The sequence below is a fragment of the Halosimplex yunnanense genome, assembly GCF_054504345.1.
Map to the genome: position 1 here is coordinate 196,225 of NZ_JBTJEL010000031.1, position 20,004 is coordinate 216,228.

Genomic DNA, 20,004 nt, shown 5'->3' on the forward strand with positions numbered 1-20,004 from the left:
GAAACTTTATTGTTGGCTATGTCGCTCCGGCCGTGGGAGAAGCCGGCAAGCGGTGAAAAAAGGGCCAGTGAGGGCTCCGGCAGCGACGCGAGCCGACCGGGAGCGTTCGCGTTACTGGTCTGGGGAAGCTTCTGTCGCCGTGAACGCGGCCTCAGAGACGGGCGACGCGCAGACCACGCACCCGTTCTCGAGGAGTGCGTCCCGCATCGAGGCGTTGACCTCCATGGACTCCTCACAGCCCGGGCAGACGAAGATGTATTCCTCACTGGCGCGCATCTGTACGTCAACCTATGGCGCTCCCGGGTAAATGAACCCCACTGTTTCCCAGATCCTGGGAGTCGCTCGATCGCTTTCGAGGCCGGTACCGTAGCCCCAGCGGGCGCTTCTCACCCAGCAGGGGATTCGTCGGGCGTCACGTTCGACGGAGTTGCCCGAGTACGTTGGCGCCGGCGTCTATACAGCCTGACCGATAGCGCGCCCAGTCCGAGCAACAGGATCACCAGGTCGACCAGCCCCCCGAGGATCGGGACGAGTGAGAGGCCGCCGCCGAGAGCGAGACCGAACACCAGCGCCACCCAGCGGCGGTGGACGCCCCCGAACGATTCCCGACTGTCCGCCAGTGAGAGGAGCCATGCCCCCAGCGCGAACCGGCCGTAGACGAGCCCGGTCCACACGACGAGCGCGAACACGACCGCCCCAGCGACTGTCAGGGGGATCCCGACGATCGTCAGCGCGATCACGACCAGCAACACCGGAACTCCGATAAGGACCCCCAATCCGACGAGGCCAGTCCGGAGCGGGTCGGTCATCGCCTGCTCTGCGACCGAATCGGAGAACGCCGGGAACAGCGCGAGCAGCAGCGCCCCCAGGAGGAGGTTGGCGACAAACGCGTACAGCGCGAAGAGCCACGAGGCGAACGGCTGGAAGTCGTCGAACGCCGACGGACCCGCCATCCGGTCGCGAGTGATCTCCCCGGCTACTGCGTCGTAGTTCCCTCCGAGTCGCCCGTCGTAGGTTAGCGACCCCGCGATGACCGCCGACTCTCCGAGCAGGATCCGGTCAGCGCCGATCCTCGCGTCGCCCTCGATCGTTCCGTCGATGCGGACATCGCCTGCGCCTGCGTCGAAGTTGCCGCCGACGGTCCCGCCTTCCTCGACCACGACGCTTCCGGCGCCGGCCGACACGTCACCACCCACGTCGCCAGCGATCCGCAGCGTCCCCGCGGCGACGCTGACGTCACCCTCGACGGTGCCGGTAATGAGTACCTCCCCGGCGAACCCGTTGACGTCGCCTGTCACCGTCCCGCGAACGATCACCGCGCCACCGACGGCGTTCACTTCCGAGACCGTCTCGTCCGCCTCGACGACGACGGTGCCGCCCGCTCCGTCCTGCGCCGCAGCGACTCCGGTTCCCAGACTCACGAAAACCACCGCCACGACGAGGGCGACAGCCGCTCTCCGATACCGTGGTGGGATCACGAGCCTCGCCTCCTGCCTCGATAGTCACCCATCTCGGAACCGGATCCGCTGTGCATCAGCTCACCGGGCGTGGGGAACCGGCCCAGTTGTCCGCCGTCGACGCAGAACCGCTCGGTGTCTGTCTCGGAGGCCATATGCGGCCAGTCAACTCGGGAGTATTTCAAACGAGCATACGCTTTTCCCGTCGAAAACCCGGTAAGAGCCGCGATACCCGGGTCGGGAGAGCGCGAGAATCGGGAACTGACGGGCTGTCACGCTCCGCGTCGAGCAGACGGACCACAGCGACGGTCAACCGCCACCGCACGGCCCGACTACCGAACCATCACGCACTAATTACCGATGCGAAACGATCGCTGATCGAGGGAACCCGTCACTCTGTGCCGCTCCCGGTGGTGGAAGTGGTTGTGCGGTCCGTTCCGAGTGTGACTATTCTTACTCCGGGACGCCGCCCGCATCCATCAGCGGCAGGAACAGTAAGGGGTCCGAACCGGCCGTTCCGAGCGGCGTCCACGGGCGAACGGTCCATCCTCTTTTTGCGACGAACGCTCGTGACAGGCAAGCGTGACTCCATCCACGCCAAACCCGATGCTGTCGGCCATACGTGTCCTCTGGTACGTGATCACCGGCCGGGTTCGGATGCCCCGCGGCCGCGTCGGGACCGTGATCGAGACCGACGAGGGACAGCAGTTCACGATCTACCGTGAGACCGAAGTCACGACACCAGCAAGTGACCGATCGGACGCAGCGGCTGTCCTCGCCTTTCGGTTCCACCTCTGGTTCATGCCCGCCCCGTTCGTCCCGTTCGCTGTTCGGGTGTTCGAACCGCTTTCGATCCTCACGACGCCGTTTTTCGCCGGCCTCACCGGCTTTCGGACCAAACTTTGGCTGTTCGATCACGCTACTGGCGACTACCTCGGCATCTATCAGTGGGAAACCGCGGCGGGCGCTCAGCGGTACGCACGAGCGCTCGGCAGTCTCATGCGCTTCGTCTCGAATCGGGACTCCATCTCGTACGTAGTCGTCGACGATACGACGCTGGACAGGTACCTCGCACCCCGTTCGATCGCCCGGTGACGCAGGTCGCAGGCACCGGAGTGAAGGGGTCTGTCACCGTAGCTGACATATGGACTGGCACGCCCGGACCGTCGACGCGGTCGTCGACGAGCTAGACACGGAGCCCGACGGGCTGGCCACTGACGCGGTGACGGCACGCCGCGAACGAGCGGGCCCCAACGAAATTACCGGCGACAGCGGGCGTAGGCCGCTGCGGATCTTCCTGTCGCAATTCGAGAGTTCGCTCATCTGGGTGCTGATCGTCGCCTCCGTCCTCTCGTTCAACATCGGTCACGTCGTCGACGCGGTGCTCATTGCTGTCATCCTCCTCCTCAACGGCGTGTTCGGGTTCGTCCAGGAGTACCGGGCCGAGCGAAGTCTCGAGGCGCTCCGGGACATGGCTACGCCGACGGTTACCGTCCTTCGCGACGGAACCGAGCAGCGCATCGACGCGGTGGACCTCGTTCCGGGTGACGTTGTCCTGCTCGGACAGGGCGACGTGGTTCCCGCGGATGGGCGGCTCATCGAAGCGAGCAGTCTCGAAGTGGACGAAGCACCCCTGACCGGGGAGAGCGTTCCCGTCGGGAAGACGGCCGAAACGGTCGAGGTGGACACACCGCTGGCCGAACGCGAGAACATGGTCTACAGCGGGACGAGCGTTACCCGCGGGCGCGGCGTCGCCGTCGTCGTCGCGACCGGCATGGCTACCGAGATGGGAGCGATCGCGACGGCGCTGAGCGGTACCGAGGATCCGCGGACGCCGCTCCAGCGCGACCTCGACCGGCTGGGCCGCCGCCTCGGACTCGGTGTGGTGGGGCTCTCTGCGGTGATCGTCGCGGTGCTCCTCCTCGGGGGCCGCGGGCTCGTCCAAGCGGGGCTGACCGCCGTGTCGCTCGCGGTTGCCGCCGTCCCCGAAGGGCTCCCGGCGGTCGTCACCTTGACGCTGGCGCTCGGTGTTCGGCAGATGGCCGACGAGAACGCGCTCGTCCGGACACTCCCGGCCGTCGAAGCCCTCGGCGCCGTCGACGTGGTCTGCACCGACAAGACGGGGACGCTGACCGAGGGCGAAATGCGTGTCCGCGCCGCGTGGGTCCACGATACCGTCGTCGAACCCGGCACGAGTGAGACTGGCGAGCCACCGACCGCCGAAGGCGAGTCCCGCGGAGGAGAGTACGACGAGCGACTCGACCTGCTATTCGAGATCGGCGCAGTGTGTAACGATTCGACCGCCGACGAAGGTGATCCGACCGAACGGGCGCTTGTCGCCGCCGCGGCCGAACAGGGGCTCGACGTCGAGACGCTCCGCGAGCGCCGACCCCGTCGTGACGAGGTACCCTTCTCTTCTGAACGGAAGCGGATGGCGACTCTCCACGATGAGGTCGTCTACGTGAAGGGCGCGCCGCAGGCGGTCCTCGAACGCTCGACTCGAGTGCTCACTCCCGACGGCCCGGTCGATCTCGACGACGCGGCGCGAACCCGCATCGAGGCACAGGTCGAATCGTTCGCCGCCGACGCGCTCCGTGTGCTCGGGTTCGCCTACAAAGAGCGAGACGACAGCACCCCGGAGTCAGACCTCGTGTTCGTCGGCCTCCAGGGGCTACTCGACCCGCCTCGGCCCGAAGTTCGCGACGCGATCGCCGACACTCACCGAGCGGGCATCGACGTGAAGGTGATCACTGGCGACAACGCGGCGACCGCCCGCGCCGTCGCCTCGCAAGTGGGTGTCGAGTCCACGGTGCTGACCGGACAGGACCTCGAAGCGCTCGACGACGAATCGCTCCGGGATCGCGTCGAGTCAGTCGACGTGTTTGCGCGAGCCGACCCGTCCCACAAGGTGCGGATCCTCGAAGCGCTCCAGGCCAATGGGTACGCGGTTGCGATGACCGGCGACGGTGTCAACGATGCGCCGGCGCTGAAAAACGCCGACGTCGGCATCGCGATGGGCCTGCGCGGGACCGACGTCGCCAAGCAGGCCAGCGACATCGTCCTGCTGGACGACAACTACGCGTCGATCCGCGCCGCGATCCGACGTGGCCGCACTATCTTCGACAATATCTGGAAGTTCGTCACCTACCTGCTCAGCGCCAACGCTGCGGAAGTCGCCATCGTCCTCGTCGCCTCGCTCGCCGGCTACCTCGTCCTCCCGGCGGTCCAGTTGCTGTGGATCAACCTGCTCACCGACGGCCTCCCCGCGCTCGCGCTCGGAACAGACCCCGGCGGCGACGTGATGGACCGCCAGCCACGGGAACGGGCCGGGGGGATCATCGACGGGGAGCTGCTTCGCTTCGTCGTCGGCGCCGGCCTGACCGCGACGGTCCTGTTGCTCGGACTGACGTTCTACACGCTCGACGGTGCACCCGCGGTTACGCCGTACGCGATGACGATGGTGTTCACCGGGCTCGTCGTCTTCGAGTTCCTCAAACTGTACGTCATCCGGTGGGCGAAGGGCACGCCCTTCGCGACGAATCCGTGGCTCGCTGTCGCGGTGGCTGCGTCGTTCGGCCTCCAGTTAGCTGTCCTCTATACGCCGCTGAACGAGTATTTCGGGACTGTCCCGCTGACGCTCGCCGATTGGGGACTGCTCGGGGCCGTGACCCTCGCGGGCACGCCGCCGCTCTTGCTCGTCGGCTGGCTCGTCCGGTGGCGCACGGGAACCGAGCCGGCCGACGCTGAACCGACCCCGGCCGGCGACACGCCCGAGACCCACGTCGACTGAAGCGACGGGACGCGGTCAGTCTCAGACGCGCCCGCCACGTATTTGGCGCGCGTGGTCGATTACTCGACGTATGGAGGTCGGGTTGACGGTCGGCGACTCCGTGAAACGGCTGGAAGCGACGGCCGGCGAGTTCGCGTTCGCCGAACTCTCCATCGGTGAGTCGGCGTACGTTCCCGCCGCCGAACCGGAGTCGAACCTGCGGGCGGCGCTGGAGGCGACCGGGGCAGAGCTGTGTGTCCACCTCCCCTTCGATCAGGTCGTCTCGACACCGGTCGCACAGCTCAACGACGCCATCGTCGACTACCTCTCGGAACTGCTCGCGTGGGCGGGCCAGCAGGGCGCCCGCAAGGCGGTCCTCCACGGGACGATGCGGAATCCGCACGACACCAGCCAGCGGCCGGTCTTCGCCGAGCAACTGTCGGCCATCTCCGCCGCGGGCGAGGCCGCCGGCGTCGAGGTCGTCGTCGAGAACGTCGGCCATCAGGCGCAGGGGCTCCCGCTGTCGGTCCTCGGCGACATCGCCCGCGACACCGGGACGGCCGTCTGTTTCGACGTCGGCCACGCCCACATGGAAGACCGCGACGACGGGATCGAGCGGTTCCTCGGCGAGTTCGCCGACCTCGTCTCGCACCTCCACGTCCACGACGCCAGGGGCCGCGGGGACACCCACCTCCCGCTCGGCGCCGGTGAGATCGACTACGATCTCGTCGCCGACCGCCTCGGCGGGTTCGACGGGACCGTCGCCGTCGAGGTGTTCACCGACGACGTCCCGCTGTTGCGCGACTCCGCACGCCGGATCAGCGACGTTCTCGACGCCAGCGCGTGAACGCCGAAAAGTGAGCCTCGGCGTTGCTGACGAAAGCACAAGCGATTACTCACCTGATAGCTTTGTGAACCCGATGAGCCAGGCAAACGAGTACGGAGGAGTCGCGGGTACCGTCCGGGAAACCGCGTCCGACAGTCGGACGCTCGCGGGGCTGATCTTTCTCGTCCTCTCGGCGCAGTTCCTGACAGTCATCATGCTCGCGGCCGCGATGGCGCCCGGCTACGACTTCGGCGCCGCCGCCATCAGCGACCTCGGCGTCGTCCCCGAGACCGCACTGCTTTTCAACGCCTCGCTCGCGCTCGTGGGCGTTCTCAACCTCGTGGGGGGATACCTCTACTACCGAGCGCACGACAAGCGCTGGCTGCTGGCGATCTACGCGCTCGCCGGCGTGGGCGCGCTCGGCGCGGCGGCCTTCCCGCTCGATACGGGCGGCCTGCACTCGCTGTTCGCACTCCTCGCGTTCGTCTTCTTCAATCTGGAAGCCGTCGGGAGCGCGGCGACCGTCTCCGGCGTGCTGCGCGCGGTCTCGGTCCTCGCCGGGACGGTCGGCCTCGTGTTCGTGGTCCTCATGATCGTCGGGGACGCTGGCAATACGGCCGCGTTCGGCCCGATCAACCACGGCGGGACCGAGCGCATGATGGTCTACCCCGTGATGATCTGGATGATCGCCTTCGGCGGATACCTGCTCGGGCCGCCCGGCCGATCCCCCGAGAGCGACCGGTCGGGCCCGTGAGTCGAGCGGGTGGCGCAGTCAGCGGAGGTGCGTGGGCGGGGTCACCTGTCGGACGCTCGCGATTCGAGTCCGACGACCTCCGGTCCGGGAATCTCCCGACCGGCGAGCCGTTCGGGGCCGTACACGGCGACGAGGACGAGCGCGACGAGGACGAGCGGGAGCGCACCGGTCACTTCCGCCAGGAGGCTCAGCCACTGGTCGGGGACGCCGCCCGGCGCCATCGCGGCCGGGTCCGCGGGATGGAAGACGCCCATCCCGTTGACGCCGGCGTGGAACACGGCGACGGCGAGGACGCTCCCACCGGTACCGTTGTACATCCAGGTCCAGAGGACCGACCCGGCGAGGATGGAGACGAGCCAGAGCAACTGCTGTGAGAGCGGCCACCCGCCGTGCGTCGTGGTCGGGTTCACGAACAGCGGGAGGTGCCACCCGGCCCAGGCGACGCCGACCAGCGCGCTCGAGACGAGCGCGCTGTAGCGGTCCTGCAGGAGCGGGAGCATGAATCCCCGCCAGCCCAGGTCCTCCTGCCCGCCGCCCCAGACGGTGCCCCACGCCAGGACGAACAGATAGACGCCCGGGAACGGGAGCGCGCTCACGTCGACCGGACCGCCGAGAACGACGAACAGCGCGACCCCGGTGGCCAGGATCACGAACGGCAGTCCGAGCGCGGCGAGCCACCACCGGGCGCCGATGCGCCACTCGAAGAACTGGCCGACCCACTTGCGGAGGTCGCCACCGCTCGCCCAGATCACCACGGCGGCCCCCACGGGCGGCCCGAACCCGCCGAAGCCGATGAGAATCGAGTGCGTCCACGAGGGCTCCATCCCGCTCGCCAGCAACGCGCCCTGAATGATCCACGTGAACGCGTACGTGACGCCCAGAAACGACGCGATCCGATGCCGGTCGATCCACGACCTGACGGCCGAGTCGCCGTCCGATTCAGCCATCGTCGCCGGCGCCCCCTCTCGGTCCCGAACTCATCTCGGCCGCGAACGCGACGGTCATACCTCGTGGACTCGTCGCTCCGAGATAAATTGTCGTGTAGGATCCGTCTGATCGCGGCCACTTCTCGAGGGTTTCCGTGCGGCCGAAGTTCGACGAGCGAGCGACAGCCCGATCCGAGTACACACGTTCGACCGCCAGCCCGTCGACGCCGGCAGCGGTCACAGGTCGACCGCTCCCGGGACGGCGGCCGGCTCGAACCGCTGGAGCCCGAAGTACGTGTTCACAACCGCACCGAAGCCGACGACGAACAGTCCCAGCTGGAGGGCCGGACCGACGTACGGGACGAGTCCGAGGATCTCGACGCCGAGGAGGAACAGCCCGACTCCGGCGACCGTGGCGACCTCGGGACGGTCGATCGGGAGTCGCCTCCCGACGAGGTACCCCAGCGCGACCTGCCCGTAGAGGACGACCACCAGTTCGGCGACGAGTCCGGCGACGCTGACCGGGATCAGCAGGATCGTGAACGCCATGTAGACGAAGAGGACGAGCAGCGTCACGGCCGCGAGGGCGCCGGTCACGCCGCTGACGAGCGGGTGATCGGTGACCGCGTGCCCGACGTTCGCGAGCAGTCCGGGGCTGCGCCGCGCGAGCGCCCAGCCGACGCCGGCGAGTAGCAGAAACCGCGCCAGAAATCCGCCGACCCGCCGCACCGGCGAGTCGTTCGGCGCGGGCGGGTCGAACGACGAGCGGACCCCGACCGTTGCGCCCTCCTCCACCGACGTGTCCCCGCTGATCGTCCGGAGGGTTCCCGTGACGGCGCCGCCGTCGAGAACCGATACGTTCCCGGCGAGGACGGTGACGTCACCGTCGAGTTCACCGGCGACGCGCACGGTCCCGCCGATGACGTAGACGTCGCCGGAAACAGATCCGTTCGTCGGGACAGTCGTCGTCCCCCCGGCGACGACGTGCACGTCGTCGACCGTCTCGGGTTCGTGCGCCCCCTCGAAGACGATAGCCATCTCTCCGATGTCCTCCCCGCCGGCCGAGACCAGCAACAGGACGACGACCAGCAGCGGGATGGCTTCGGTCGGGTTCATTCCGAACCACCCCGCAGGTCGGCTCGCCCGGTTGCACCGCCATCGGCGATCTCCACCATCCGGTGGACGTACAGTCCGACGGCGAGGCCGAACACGAGGAGCAGGGAAAGCGCCTGGACGACGTTCAGATGCGACAGCAGGGGCAGGTCGGTCGTCTGGAAGTACAGTGCGAGGGCGGTGCTGAGGAACGTGGCCAGCCACCCGGCGACGCCGATGCCGACCGCGCAGTGTCGGCCGACGGTTTCGGCCGTCGAGAGGTCCGGCCACAGCGCGAAGTTCAGTGTCGTGTAGAAACTCACCGCCACGGCGTACAGCATCGGGTTGAGCGGCGACGACCCGCTCTGGGCGAGCGAGGGAAACAGCGCCGCCACCCGCAGGTCGGAGGTGTAGAGCACGTGCGTCAGTGCGAACAGCGCGAACGTCCAGAGGAACAGCCGGTGGATGTCGAAGTTGACGTAGATGACGCCGGCCATCACCGCCCCCACGACGTGTGCAGCCGCGATGAGCAGTCGCGTCGAGAAAGCCGGGGACTGCCACGAACTGAGCAACAGCGCCGGCGTGTCGATGATACGCAGGAATCCGAGGCTGTCGACGAAGAACACGCCGAACATCAGGACCACGGGGACGGCGAACGCGAGGCTCCGCGCCCGGATCGGGTCGCCCCGACAGAAGCGGCCGGTCTCGAACGCGTGGTGCTGAGTTCCAAGTTCCGTGCGCAGGGCGTCAACGTGGGCAGACCGTACGAACGAGAGGACGGCCAGCACGACCAGTCCGGGGACCATCGCGGCGACCAGCACGCGGCTGAAGACGTCGACCGACCAGGACAGCGGGACCGCGTTCGCCGCGAAGTACGCGATGGCCGTGATCGCAGCCGCGACGTACCCCCGGTCCGGCACCGGCACGAGGTCGATCGCCAGCGAGAACGAGACCGGAAAGCCGACGCCCAGTCCGATCGATCCGGCGACGATCCAGGCGCCGAAGCCCGGGACGGTCCTGACGTGCGGCGCGACGAGCGTGAGAACGAACTGGACGCAGACGACCCCGAACAGCAGTCTGAACTTCGTCAGGAGGGCAGTGCTCCAGCCGCGACGGTCCATCGCAACGCCGGTGATCACGGCGACGACGAGCGTACACAGGGCGAGCGCGGCCATCCAGAGAGAGACCATCGTCTCGGACATCCCGACCAGGCGTGTGCCGAGGTCGATCAGCCCGAGCTGGACGAACGTGATGTTGTAGTAGTACCCGGCGACCATGAGCGAGACGAACAGCACGTACCCGACCACTGTCTCCCAGTGTCGTTCGCGTAGACAGGTGCCGAGATACATGAGAGGTGTCAACAACCATCTCAGCGGACAATTATAAAGACGGACTCCGCGGGCGCACTCGGAGTGAGACGCCGGTCGGATCCCCACATCGCAGGAATCTCTTTGGCGGCCGGGGCACAATCGAGGCCCATGCAACTGTCCTCGCGGGGCCGGTGGCTGACCGGCGTCGCCGCCGGTGGCGCTGTCACGGTCGCCGCGGCCGCCGCAACAGTCGCCCTCCGTCGCCGCCGGGTGTCCCAGCGGATCGGCGAGTACCGCTCCCGGGTTCGGGCCGACGGCGTCGCCGCCGCAGATGGGTCGTACGATCCCGACGACGTGGCCGACCTCCCCGCACCGGTCAGGCGGTACTTCGAGAACGTGCTGGATGCGGGCCACTCCCACGTCACGGGCGTCCGCCTCGAACAGGCGGGCGACTTCCGCCTCGGTGGGGCGGGCGCGCAGTGGCACCCGTTCACCGCGACACAGGACTACAGCGTCTCCCCGCCCGGGTACGTCTGGGACGCCCGGATCGACCTCCACCCGCTGGCCGCCGCGCGAGTCCTCGACGCCTACGTCGACGGCGAGGGACTGCTCCGGGCGGACCTCCTCGGCGGTATCCCGGTTGCCACCGCGGGCCCGGACCCGTGGATGAACGAGGCGGAGCTCCAGCGCTATCTCTCGGAGACGCCCTGGTTCCCGACCGCGCTCCTGCCCGCGGCCGGCGTCTCGTGGGAGCCAGTCGACGACCGGACCGCCCGGGCCTCGATCCGTGACGGCGTCGTGACCGCGACCGTAACCTTCCACTTCGACGAGCGGGGCTACGTCACGCGGGTGACCGCCGACAGGTACCGGCAGGACGAGGGAGCGCTGGCCCCGTGGGTCGGCCACTACGGGGCCTACGAGGAACGGAGCGGCATGGCGATCCCGACCGAGGCGCAGGTCGGCTGGGAGACGGAAGACGGGGAAGTGCCCTACTGGCGCGCCACGGTCACCGACGTCGAGTATCGGCCGCGGGTTTCAAAAAGGTAAACGCAGATCACGCCGTACGGAGAGAGAACGTGGCCGTTACTGAATCTCCCCCGGAATCCACGTGTACTGTCCGGATCGAACGACGGGGAGGCCGCGGCGAAGCGGGCGCCCGGTCACTCGAACGGTATCTTCAGGGCCTTTCCGGCGTCCACGACGTTGCCGTCTCCTTCCGGACGGGCACTGTTCGGATAACCTACGACGAGACCGTTACGTCCGAACACACGATCCGAGACGCGATCCGCGACCGCGCTGTCTCGGTCCGAGACGAGCGCGATACGGGAGCGGACGACGGAAGTACCCGCTCGGGACTCAGGCGGGAAGTGGCGTTCGTCAGCCTGACGCTCCTCGGGATGGTGACCGGCCTCGCGGTGGGGTGGCTCGAGGGCCCATCTGTTCTCGTGTGGGCGGGATACGCCGTCGCGTACGCCTTCGGTGGGTGGTACGGGCTCAAGGGCGCGATCGAGACGCTCCGCCACCACCGAGTCGACATCGACCTGCTCATGATCGTCGCCGCGCTCGGCGCCCTCGCGATCGGAGCGCCCTTCGAGGGCGCGATGCTTCTGTTCCTGTTCTCGCTGTCGAATACCCTCCAGCACTACGCGATCGGCCGCTCGCGCCGGGCGATCAAGTCGCTCGTCGAGATGCGGCCGGACGAAGCCCACGTCCTGCGCGATGGGGAGGAGGTCGCCGTTCCCATCGACGACGTCGCCGTCGGTGACGTGTTCGTGGTCCGCCCCGGTGATAGGATCCCCCTCGACGGCGTCGTCACGGCCGGCGAGGGGACGGTCGATCAGGCGTCGCTGACCGGCGAGTCCGTCCCCGTCCCGAAAACACCCGGCGACGAGGTGTTCGGCGGGACGATCAACGAGAGCGGCAGCCTCGAAATCGAGGTGACGCGGCAGGCCCACGAGTCGGCGATCAGTCGACTCATCCACATGGTCGAGGAGGCCCAGAGCGAGAAGGCGCCGACCCAGCGACTGATCGACCGTCTCGAACAGCCGTACGTCCTCGGCGTCTTCGGTCTCACCGTCGCGGCGATCGCGGTCCCACTGGCGCTCGGTGGCGAGTTCCCCAGCACGTTTTACCGGGCGATGACGCTCATGGTCGCCGCCTCGCCGTGTGCGGTCATCATCTCGACGCCGGCGGCCGTCCTGTCCGCGATAGCCGCCGCGGGGCGACAGGGCGTCCTGTTCAAGGGCGGCGAACACGTCGAGACGGCCGCCAAGATCGATGCGGTCGCCTTCGACAAGACGGGGACGCTCACTCAGGGCGATACGCAGTTAGCCGACGTCATCGTCCGTGACGGGACGGGATCGGAGCACGCGGGAACGGAGGATGAGGGACTGACGGCCGACGATCTGCTCGCCCTCGCGGCCGCAGTCCAGACCCGATCGGAACATCATCTGGCCCGCGCGACCGTATCGGCGACGGAGGAGAGAGCGCTCGACGTTCCCGACGCCCGCGGGTTCCAATCAGTCGCCGGGAAAGGGGTCCGGGCCGAGATCGAAGACGGGACCGTCCACATCGGAAATCGAAGTTACTTCCGCACCGTACTCGACGACACGCCAGTCGATGGACTCGACGAGGGGTTCGAGCGCCTCGAAACGCTCGAGGCGGAGGGGAAGACGAGCGTGCTCGTCGCCCGAGAGTCCGACGGGGCCGCCACAGTCCTGGGTTGGCTGACCTACACCGACACGCTCCGCCCCGAGGCCGCCGAGATGATCGAAGCCCTCCGTGCGCTCGGAGTCGAACACATCGTCATGCTGACGGGCGACAACGAACGCGTCGCCCAGCGCATCGCTGCGGAAGTCGACATCGACGAAGTCCAGGCCGAACTGCTGCCGGAGGAGAAAGTGGCGACCGTCGAGCAACTGGTCGACCAGCACGAGAATGTGGCGATGGTCGGCGACGGCGTCAACGACGCCCCGGCACTCGCGACAGCGACGCTCGGCGTCGCGATGGGCGGTGCGGGGACTGACGTCGCACTCGAGACAGCCGACGTCGTACTGATGGGCGACGATCTGAGCAAGATCCCGTACGCCCTCGGCCTCGGCCGGAGGACGCACCGGACGCTCCTGATCAATCTCGCGATCGCCTTCGGTGCGATCGCCCTCATGGTCGGGACGATCCTGCTCCGCGGGATCCCACTGCCGCTCGCTGTCGTCGGGCACGAGGGATCGACGGTCCTCGTGTCGCTGAACGGCCTCCGGTTGCTCGGGTTTCGCGAGTAGATGCTGCGTGGCCCGTCTATACCGGTTCGACGCTGAACAGCGACTCGTCGCTGAGGACGGTCTGAACGCGGCGGTGCCAGGCCTCGTCGAAGGCGGCCCGCTGCTGTTCGGTTGCCGAGCCGTCGAGAATCAGCCGGAGATGCCCGATTGCGGGTCCACCGTCTGGCACATCGCTGCCGTGGTAGATCACTTCGATAGTCTCGTCAGTGTCGGTCCGCCTGAAGCGGAACGTCGGTTCCGCGGTCTCCGGATCGAACGCATCGAACCGAACGAGATCGCGGCGGCCACCGTAGCCGCCGGCGAGCCCGCCGAATCCGTCTTCGCCAGCCGCGCCCGTCACGTACGAGATGATGCGGCTCATCACGCCGTACGTGACGTCGTTACGAGGGCCTCCCGCTTGCACTTCGATGCTGCTCCGAACTGGATGTCCGTCCGGATACAGGGATTCGAGCCCGAGTTGTACGATCCGGAAGGCGCCTGCGGCGGTCGGACAGGAGTGGCCTGCCGCTTTCACCACGTCCGCGTAGGTGACGACGAACGGGTCGTCGGGTTCGAGGACGCCGAGCGCCTCCGCGACGGGGTCACGGATTTCGATGGGGGCGACGTCGTACTCGACGGCAAGTTCGGTGCTCGCGGTGGCCGCATCGGTGGGAGTCGAATTTGGTGTCATGAGTAGTGTGAGTGTGGTCGGTCGTCAGTACCGCAGCAGGCGCATCCCGTTGAGGATGACCGCAAGGACGCTGGCCTCGTGGACGAGCATCCCCGACGCGAGAGTGACGTAGCTGGTGAGCACGCCCGCGAGCAGGACAGTCACAGTCACTACCGCGAGTCCGACGTTCTCGAGGACGTTCCAGCGCGTCGCTTTGCTCAGTTTGACCGCGTACGGGATGCGCTCTAAGTCGTCGGCCATCAGCGCCATGTCCGCTGTCTCGATAGCGGTGTCAGTACCGGCGGCGCCCATCGCGATACCGACGTCGGCGGTCGCCAGCGACGGGGCGTCGTTGATGCCGTCACCGACCATCGCGACAACGTGGCCGTCGGCCTGGTAGGCCTCGATGACGGTCTGCTTGTCCTCGGGGAGGAGTTCGGCGCGGTACTCGTCGATGCCGACTTTCGCAGCGACGGCAGCGGCCGTCCGCTCGTTGTCACCGGTGAGCATCATCGTCTCGATGCCGGCGTCTCGAAGTGCTGCGACGACACCGGGGGCGGTCTCTCGGAGTTCGTCCCGCATCGCGATCGCACCGATGACGTCTCCATCTCGAATGACGTGGACGACCGTCTCGCCGCGCTCCTCACGCTCGCGGACGTACTCGGTGACCGGACCCGGGATATCGATATCACGGTCGTCCAGCAGTGCGCGGTTGCCGACGACGACTTCCTGGCCGTCGACGTGGGCAGTGACGCCCTTGCCGGCGACCACGTCGAAGTCGTCCGGGTCGGGCACCGACTGGCGTCCCGCGTCCGTCTCGTCCGCTTTCGCGACTGTCGCGCCACCGTCTGTCATAGCCGTCGAAGGCTCGCGAACTGCGTCGACGATGGCGGCGGCGAGGTGGTGCTCGCTCTTCTTCTCCGCGGTGGCCGCGAGCGAGAGGACCTCGTCAGTAGCGACGCCGAACCCCTCAACGTCGGCGACCGTGGTCTCGCCACTCGTGAGGGTGCCGGTCTTGTCGAAGGCGACGTGGTCGATCTTGCCGGCGCGTTCGAGGTGGTCACCACCCTTCATCAGGACACCCGAGCGGGCGGCGTTTCCGATCGCGGAGACGATGCTAACCGGTGGGCCGATAACGAGCGCGCCGGGACAGCCGATTACCAGCAGCGTCAGCGACAGGATCGCGTTCTGGGTGACTGCATACGCTCCGATCGCGAGAGCGATGACGGCTGGGGTGTAGTACCTCGCGAACCGGTCGATGAGACTCTCGGTGGGCGATTGGGCCTCCTGGGCCTCCTCGACGCGACGGATGATGTGCTCGAGCGTCGTGTCCGAGCCCGCACCTGTCGTTCGGATTTCCAGCGCCCCGTCCTGGTTGACGGTCCCGGCGTAGACCTCGTCACCGTGGGCCTTGTAGACGGGCGCGCTCTCGCCGGTGACTGGCGCCTGATTGACGGCGCTCTCACCGTCGACGACGTCGCCGTCGACGGGGATTTTCCCGCCCGGCTTCACGACAACGACTTCGTCGTCCTCGACGTCACGGGCAGGTACCTCTTGGAGCTCCCCTCCGCGGCGAACCGTCGCCGTGTCGGGCGTCATCTCCAGTAGCTCCTGGAGAGCTGTCCGGGTTTTCCGCATCGTCCGGCCTTCGAGGTAGCTGCCGAGGCTGAACAGGAAGACGACGGCGGCGGCCTCCCAGTACTCCCCGATAACGACGGCTCCGATGGCAGCCAGCGTCACGAGCGTCTTGATACCGAGCGTCCGGTTGGTGACCTCGTGGTAGGCCATCCTGGCGATGTCGTACCCACCGACGATCGTCGCGAGGACGAGTCCGACGGCGCTCACGATATCGAGACCGGTGAAGTAGCCGAGACTCCAGCCGCACCCGTAGAGGAGGCCGGTCGTCGCCGTGACGACGGCCTTCCGATGTGCCCGGTAGTACTGTCTGATGGTTCGTCCGTCCATGGGTTTAGGCGGGCTGAGGGGTGTACCCCTGGCTCTCGATGGTCGCTGCGAAGGCGTCGGGGGTGGCGACCCCGTCGTCGTACTCGATCTCGACGCGGCCGGTCGCGTAGTGGACCTCGACGCGCCCGACGCCGTCGACGTTCGACAGGGCGCGTTCGACGGTGCTCGCACAGGTCGGACAGTCGAAGTCCATCACGCGGAACTGTGTGGTTTCGCTCATTACAGTTCGATCTACCCCCTATATCGCAATAAGTATTTTTTAGATGATATGTTTGAGTACGGAAATCGGTCGTTGGAACAGTCAAACGGGTCGTCTGGGGCTTCGCGGTCGCGTTCGTCCCGCTACCTTTTCCCGCGTGCTCGCTCTCAGTTCCCGCATGAGTGGTTCCGATACCGATCACCGGCTCGAAGACATCGCGGTGCGAGACCCCCGAGTTTCAGACGCGATCGACGAGCCGATGCGGGCGATGATCCTCGATATTCTGTCGGAGGAAGCTCTGACCGCGACCGAGGTCCACGATCAACTCGAAGGCCGCGGCGTCGACCGAACGGAGAATACGGTTCGACACCACATCAACGAACTACGGGACGCCGGTCTCGTCGACGTCGTCCGGTTCGAGGAGGGTCGCGGCGGGACGACCAAGTACTACCACGCGAATACGATCGTCCTCTCGTACTCTCTTCCGGAGTCCACCGACGCCACCGTCGAGGAACTGATCGACGCCGTCGAACCCCAGATCGAGGATGCGCTCGCCACGCTCACCGACGAGCACGACGAGTCGATCGAGGAGATCGTCGCGGACATGCAGCCCTGCGAACACTGCCGAACACAGAAGTACGAGACGTACGTCCTCTTGACGGTCTTGCGGCGTGCGTTCGTTCGCGCTCACCACCACAGCCAGGGATCGAACGCTTCCGCGCTGTCAGTTGGCGACGAGAAGTAGGCTCGACACGGCCACGAGGGCGACGTGGAACGCAGCGTGTGCGGCCATCGCCGTCTCCAGCGAGTGACGCCAGTAGAGCCATCCCAGTCCCAGGCCGACAATCGCGTTGAGGAGGACCGTCCGAAGTACCAGCATGGTCGTGAGTTCGAAACTCGCCGCTAGGGCCGGGAGGTGCCCCAGACCAAAGAGCACGGCGGTGACGGTGATAGCGGCCCACATCGTCCCGCTGGATGGCCGGTCAGTCGCGGATCCAAGCCGGGTTCGCGCTCGCCAGAGCCCCCAGGCGAGTGGTGACATCACGCCCCACCGGAGGAGTAGTTCCTCGGTGATACCACCGTACAGCAACCGCATCGGAACGGATTCCGCAAGCGCACGCAACGCCTCAGCGTCGGAAGCAGCCTCCCCGAGTCCCGCTGGGAGGAACGGGGCGAACGCCACATCGAGAAGCGTAATGACCACGAACAGAACGGCACCGAGGCCAACCGCGAGCGGGAGGGATACTCGAAACTCCTGCCACTCCGGATCAGCCCCGGTTGCCCACGCATAGAGGTGCGATCGGAGGCCAATGCGTGGCGCTGTCAGGGCTCCGAGGACGACGAATACGACGAGCAAAACCGCCGAATTTGCAGCCGCGATCGCCACGAGTACCGGGAAAGAGAGCGAAGCGAGTTCCGGGACCTCCCTAAGCCCCGGGACGGAAAATACTCCCAGTGCGACGACTCCGAGTAGGCCCAGAACGAACAGGAGGGCCGACCCACGCCCGATCTCGCGCACTCCGTTGTTCCCGACTGTCATTGCGTCCGGCATTCAACGGCGTCGATGATAAACCCCGCAGGCGACAGACGCCGCTGTCCGCAAAGTGAAGACTCTCGACCTCGGATCCCCAGATGACTCCGTTCGGGACGATTCTGTCCGCCGGGGCCTACGTTGGAGATTCCATTCCGCGGAGATAGGTAACGGCCAGCAGCGCGGAGACGGCGATCGGCAATATCGACAACCCCGGGTTAGCAGGGCCGGTTCGACAAGTTGGGTGGCGGTTCAGAGATCGGCGCTGTCGAACTGGAAGTAACCCACGACTAGCGGGATAACGAACCAGACGAGGAGGACGACGATCCCGATCTCGGGCGACAGGTAGAACGGGTCGGTTCCGGCCTGTGCCACCTCGACGTCGACACCCGATCCCGACGGAGCGGCACCGGTCGTGCCAGCGATGTCGGGCAATAGCGCGACGACTGTCGAAAAGTACGCCGCCGACGGGGACAGCTGCGACACAAAGTAAAACCAGTCCGGGAACGTCGACGGAAACGAGAGCCCCGAAACGACGTAGAGAAACGCCGTCGGGACCACGTCCCAGAACAGTTCGAAGACGACGAAAAAGCCGAGCGCGAGTGTCGTCGCTCGCGTCGTCGACCCCGTCGTCGCGGACAGGCTGACGACGATCGTGGCGTAGACGGCCGCGAACGCCAGCGTCACGAGCAGGAAGACCAGAACCGCACCGAGGTCGATGGTCCCGAGCATGACCGCGCCGAAGCCGAACCCGACCACGAGTCCGACGCCGAGGCCGAACGACAGGACCGCTGCGCGGCCAGCGACTTTCCCGATGAACACGCTTCTCCGGTTCGTCGGCAGCGAGAGCAGGAGCTTGATGCTCCCCAGTTCTCGCTCCCCGGCGATGGATTTGTAGCAGACGACGATCGCAGCCAGTGGAACGAACAGTCCGGTAATCCCGACGGTGAAGAGGATCAGGCCACCGAACGTCGCGCCGCCCGGCTCGCCGAACATCTCGGGCACTTCGACGTACGCGAACGTCGAGGCGACCGAGAGGAGGACGAAGACGACCACGAGTGCCCACAGCGCTCGTGACTGGACGGCGTCCCTGAAGTCCTTCTCCGCAACCGTGGCCCAGGTCATGCCTCTACCGCCTGATCTTCGTTCGTGTAGCGGACGAACAGGTCCTCCAGCGACGATTCGACGACGGAGAAGTCCTGCACCGCGACGACGTTCGCGTCGATGGCGTGGAGCGCGGCGAACTTGGAGACGTCGTCGACAGTGACGCGAAGGCGACCGTCCTGAACGGTCGCACTGCTGATCTCGTCGAGGCTCGCGACCCGCTCTACGATCCCGTCGTCGAGGTTCGAAACGTAGACGTACAGAATCTCGCCAGTTTCGGTCGCGTCACGGAGGCCGTCGATCGTGTCGACGGCGACGAGGTGCCCGCGGTTGATGATCGCGACCCGGTCGCAGACCGCCTCGACCTGCTCCATGACGTGACTGGAGAAGAACACCGTCGTTCCGCGGTTGTTCTCCGCCCGGATGATGTCGCGCATCTCGCGGGCGCCATTGGGGTCAAGCCCCGTCGACGGTTCGTCGAGGACCAGCAGATCGGGGTCGCCGACCAGCGCCATCGCGAGCACCAGCCGCTGGCGCATCCCTTTCGAGTAGTTCCCGGCTTTCCGTCCGGCTGCGTCCGCGATCCCGACTCGATCGAGCAGTGCCATCGGATCGTCGTCGACGTCCTTCATGTCGATCGCGAACTCGACGTGCTGGCGACCGGAGAGCCGGTCGTAGACGTGGTAGGCGTCCGGAAGCACCCCTGTGCGCCGTCTGACGGCCTCGCCCTCGCGCTGTGCGTCGTGTCCGAGGACGGTGACGGTCCCCGCTGTCGGACGGATGAAATCCAGCAGGATGTCGATCGTCGTCGACTTCCCGGCGCCGTTCGGGCCGAGAAAGCCGAATATCTCGCCCTCCTCGACTGTCAGGTCGAGGCCGTCGACGGCGACGACGTTCCCGAATCGCTTCGTCAGCCCGTCGATCTCAATCGCCGCCATCGCTCGCTCTCCCGTCCTGACCGTCCACCACGAGTGATACAGATGCCATAGCCAAATCGAGGCGCTATCGCGAGTTAAGTCTTGTTACAATTGTTACACTTGACAGGCACACAACTCAAACATATTTGAGGAGGAATGGGTGCCGATGGAGGGCGATCCGGCGAACAGTTGGGATGGAGTCACTGGCCGGAAGTATCGAGAAGAGT

The 20,004-nt window shown here is 66.8% G+C and carries 18 protein-coding genes; 7 read left to right on the top strand and 11 right to left on the bottom strand.

Going from position 1 to position 20,004, the window contains the following annotated elements; all coding sequences use genetic code 11:
* Positions 1-111 precede the first annotated feature (111 nt).
* Positions 112-276, bottom strand: a complete 165-nt coding sequence (locus AB2U09_RS06730; protein WP_459191935.1) for a DUF7560 family zinc ribbon protein — start codon at positions 274-276, stop codon at positions 112-114.
* A gap of 110 nt (positions 277-386) precedes the next feature.
* The gene (locus AB2U09_RS06735) at positions 387-1,421 is read right to left on the bottom strand and encodes a bactofilin family protein (RefSeq protein ID WP_459191936.1); all 1,035 of its coding nucleotides are present in this window, start codon (positions 1,419-1,421) and stop codon (positions 387-389) included.
* Between the two features lie 642 nt (positions 1,422-2,063).
* On the opposite strand from AB2U09_RS06735, the gene AB2U09_RS06740 reads away from it, so the two are divergent.
* The 4 genes from AB2U09_RS06740 (at position 2,064) to AB2U09_RS06755 (ending at position 6,806) form a co-directional block, all read left to right on the top strand.
* A complete protein-coding gene (locus AB2U09_RS06740; protein ID WP_459191937.1) occupies positions 2,064-2,552 on the top strand; it encodes a hypothetical protein in 489 nt (162 codons plus the stop codon).
* A gap of 49 nt (positions 2,553-2,601) precedes the next feature.
* Positions 2,602-5,247, top strand: coding sequence for a cation-translocating P-type ATPase (locus AB2U09_RS06745; RefSeq protein ID WP_459191938.1), 2,646 nt, complete (start codon positions 2,602-2,604; stop codon positions 5,245-5,247).
* Between the two features lie 70 nt (positions 5,248-5,317).
* Entirely contained in the window at positions 5,318-6,073 is a 756-nt protein-coding gene (locus AB2U09_RS06750) for a sugar phosphate isomerase/epimerase family protein (RefSeq protein WP_459191939.1), read from the top strand.
* Between the two features lie 73 nt (positions 6,074-6,146).
* Positions 6,147-6,806, top strand: coding sequence for a DUF998 domain-containing protein (locus AB2U09_RS06755; RefSeq protein ID WP_459191940.1), 660 nt, complete (start codon positions 6,147-6,149; stop codon positions 6,804-6,806).
* A gap of 41 nt (positions 6,807-6,847) precedes the next feature.
* Here the strand turns inward: AB2U09_RS06755 and AB2U09_RS06760 are convergent, their stop codons facing one another.
* From AB2U09_RS06760 to AB2U09_RS06770, 3 genes are all read right to left on the bottom strand, one after another.
* Positions 6,848-7,753 carry a CPBP family intramembrane glutamic endopeptidase gene (locus tag AB2U09_RS06760; RefSeq protein WP_459191941.1) on the bottom strand — a complete coding sequence of 302 codons (906 nt, stop codon included), beginning with the start codon at positions 7,751-7,753 and terminating at the stop codon, positions 6,848-6,850.
* Between the two features lie 216 nt (positions 7,754-7,969).
* Positions 7,970-8,848: a bactofilin family protein gene (locus AB2U09_RS06765; protein ID WP_459191942.1), complete on the bottom strand. Its 879-nt coding sequence runs from the start codon at positions 8,846-8,848 to the stop codon at positions 7,970-7,972.
* The gene (locus AB2U09_RS06770) at positions 8,845-10,173 is read right to left on the bottom strand and encodes an MFS transporter (RefSeq protein ID WP_459191943.1); all 1,329 of its coding nucleotides are present in this window, start codon (positions 10,171-10,173) and stop codon (positions 8,845-8,847) included. Before AB2U09_RS06770 ends, AB2U09_RS06765 begins: the two co-directional genes overlap by 4 nt.
* Positions 10,174-10,302: 129 nt before the next feature.
* On the opposite strand from AB2U09_RS06770, the gene AB2U09_RS06775 reads away from it, so the two are divergent.
* Together AB2U09_RS06775 and AB2U09_RS06780 are read left to right on the top strand one after the other, a co-directional pair.
* Entirely contained in the window at positions 10,303-11,181 is an 879-nt protein-coding gene (locus AB2U09_RS06775) for a DUF6920 family protein (protein WP_459191944.1), read from the top strand.
* Positions 11,182-11,210: 29 nt separating this feature from the next.
* Complete coding sequence (locus AB2U09_RS06780; protein WP_459191945.1) at positions 11,211-13,412, top strand: heavy metal translocating P-type ATPase; 2,202 nt, start codon at positions 11,211-11,213, stop codon at positions 13,410-13,412.
* A gap of 16 nt (positions 13,413-13,428) precedes the next feature.
* On the opposite strand, the gene AB2U09_RS06785 is transcribed toward AB2U09_RS06780, so the two are convergent.
* Genes AB2U09_RS06785 through AB2U09_RS06795 form a run of 3 tightly spaced genes read right to left on the bottom strand, consistent with a single transcriptional unit; the run spans position 13,429 to position 16,246 of the window.
* The gene (locus tag AB2U09_RS06785) at positions 13,429-14,082 is read right to left on the bottom strand and encodes a hypothetical protein (protein ID WP_459191946.1); all 654 of its coding nucleotides are present in this window, start codon (positions 14,080-14,082) and stop codon (positions 13,429-13,431) included.
* A gap of 24 nt (positions 14,083-14,106) precedes the next feature.
* Entirely contained in the window at positions 14,107-16,026 is a 1,920-nt protein-coding gene (locus tag AB2U09_RS06790; protein ID WP_459191947.1) for a heavy metal translocating P-type ATPase, read from the bottom strand.
* A gap of 4 nt (positions 16,027-16,030) precedes the next feature.
* A complete protein-coding gene (locus AB2U09_RS06795) occupies positions 16,031-16,246 on the bottom strand; it encodes a heavy-metal-associated domain-containing protein (protein WP_459191948.1) in 216 nt (71 codons plus the stop codon).
* Positions 16,247-16,403: 157 nt separating this feature from the next.
* Here AB2U09_RS06795 and AB2U09_RS06800 point away from each other — a divergent pair, with 157 nt between their 5' ends.
* Positions 16,404-16,970, top strand: coding sequence for an ArsR/SmtB family transcription factor (locus AB2U09_RS06800; RefSeq protein WP_459191949.1), 567 nt, complete (start codon positions 16,404-16,406; stop codon positions 16,968-16,970).
* Here AB2U09_RS06800 and AB2U09_RS06805 read toward each other — a convergent pair.
* From AB2U09_RS06805 to AB2U09_RS06815, 3 genes are all read right to left on the bottom strand, one after another.
* Entirely contained in the window at positions 16,950-17,765 is an 816-nt protein-coding gene (locus AB2U09_RS06805; RefSeq protein ID WP_459191950.1) for a CPBP family intramembrane glutamic endopeptidase, read from the bottom strand. The two genes, AB2U09_RS06800 and AB2U09_RS06805, sit on opposite strands and share 21 nt — an antisense overlap.
* A gap of 243 nt (positions 17,766-18,008) precedes the next feature.
* Entirely contained in the window at positions 18,009-18,881 is an 873-nt protein-coding gene (locus tag AB2U09_RS06810) for an ABC transporter permease subunit (protein WP_459191951.1), read from the bottom strand.
* Entirely contained in the window at positions 18,878-19,798 is a 921-nt protein-coding gene (locus AB2U09_RS06815) for an ABC transporter ATP-binding protein (RefSeq protein WP_459191952.1), read from the bottom strand. Before AB2U09_RS06815 ends, AB2U09_RS06810 begins: the two co-directional genes overlap by 4 nt.
* Positions 19,799-20,004: the final 206 nt, after the last annotated feature.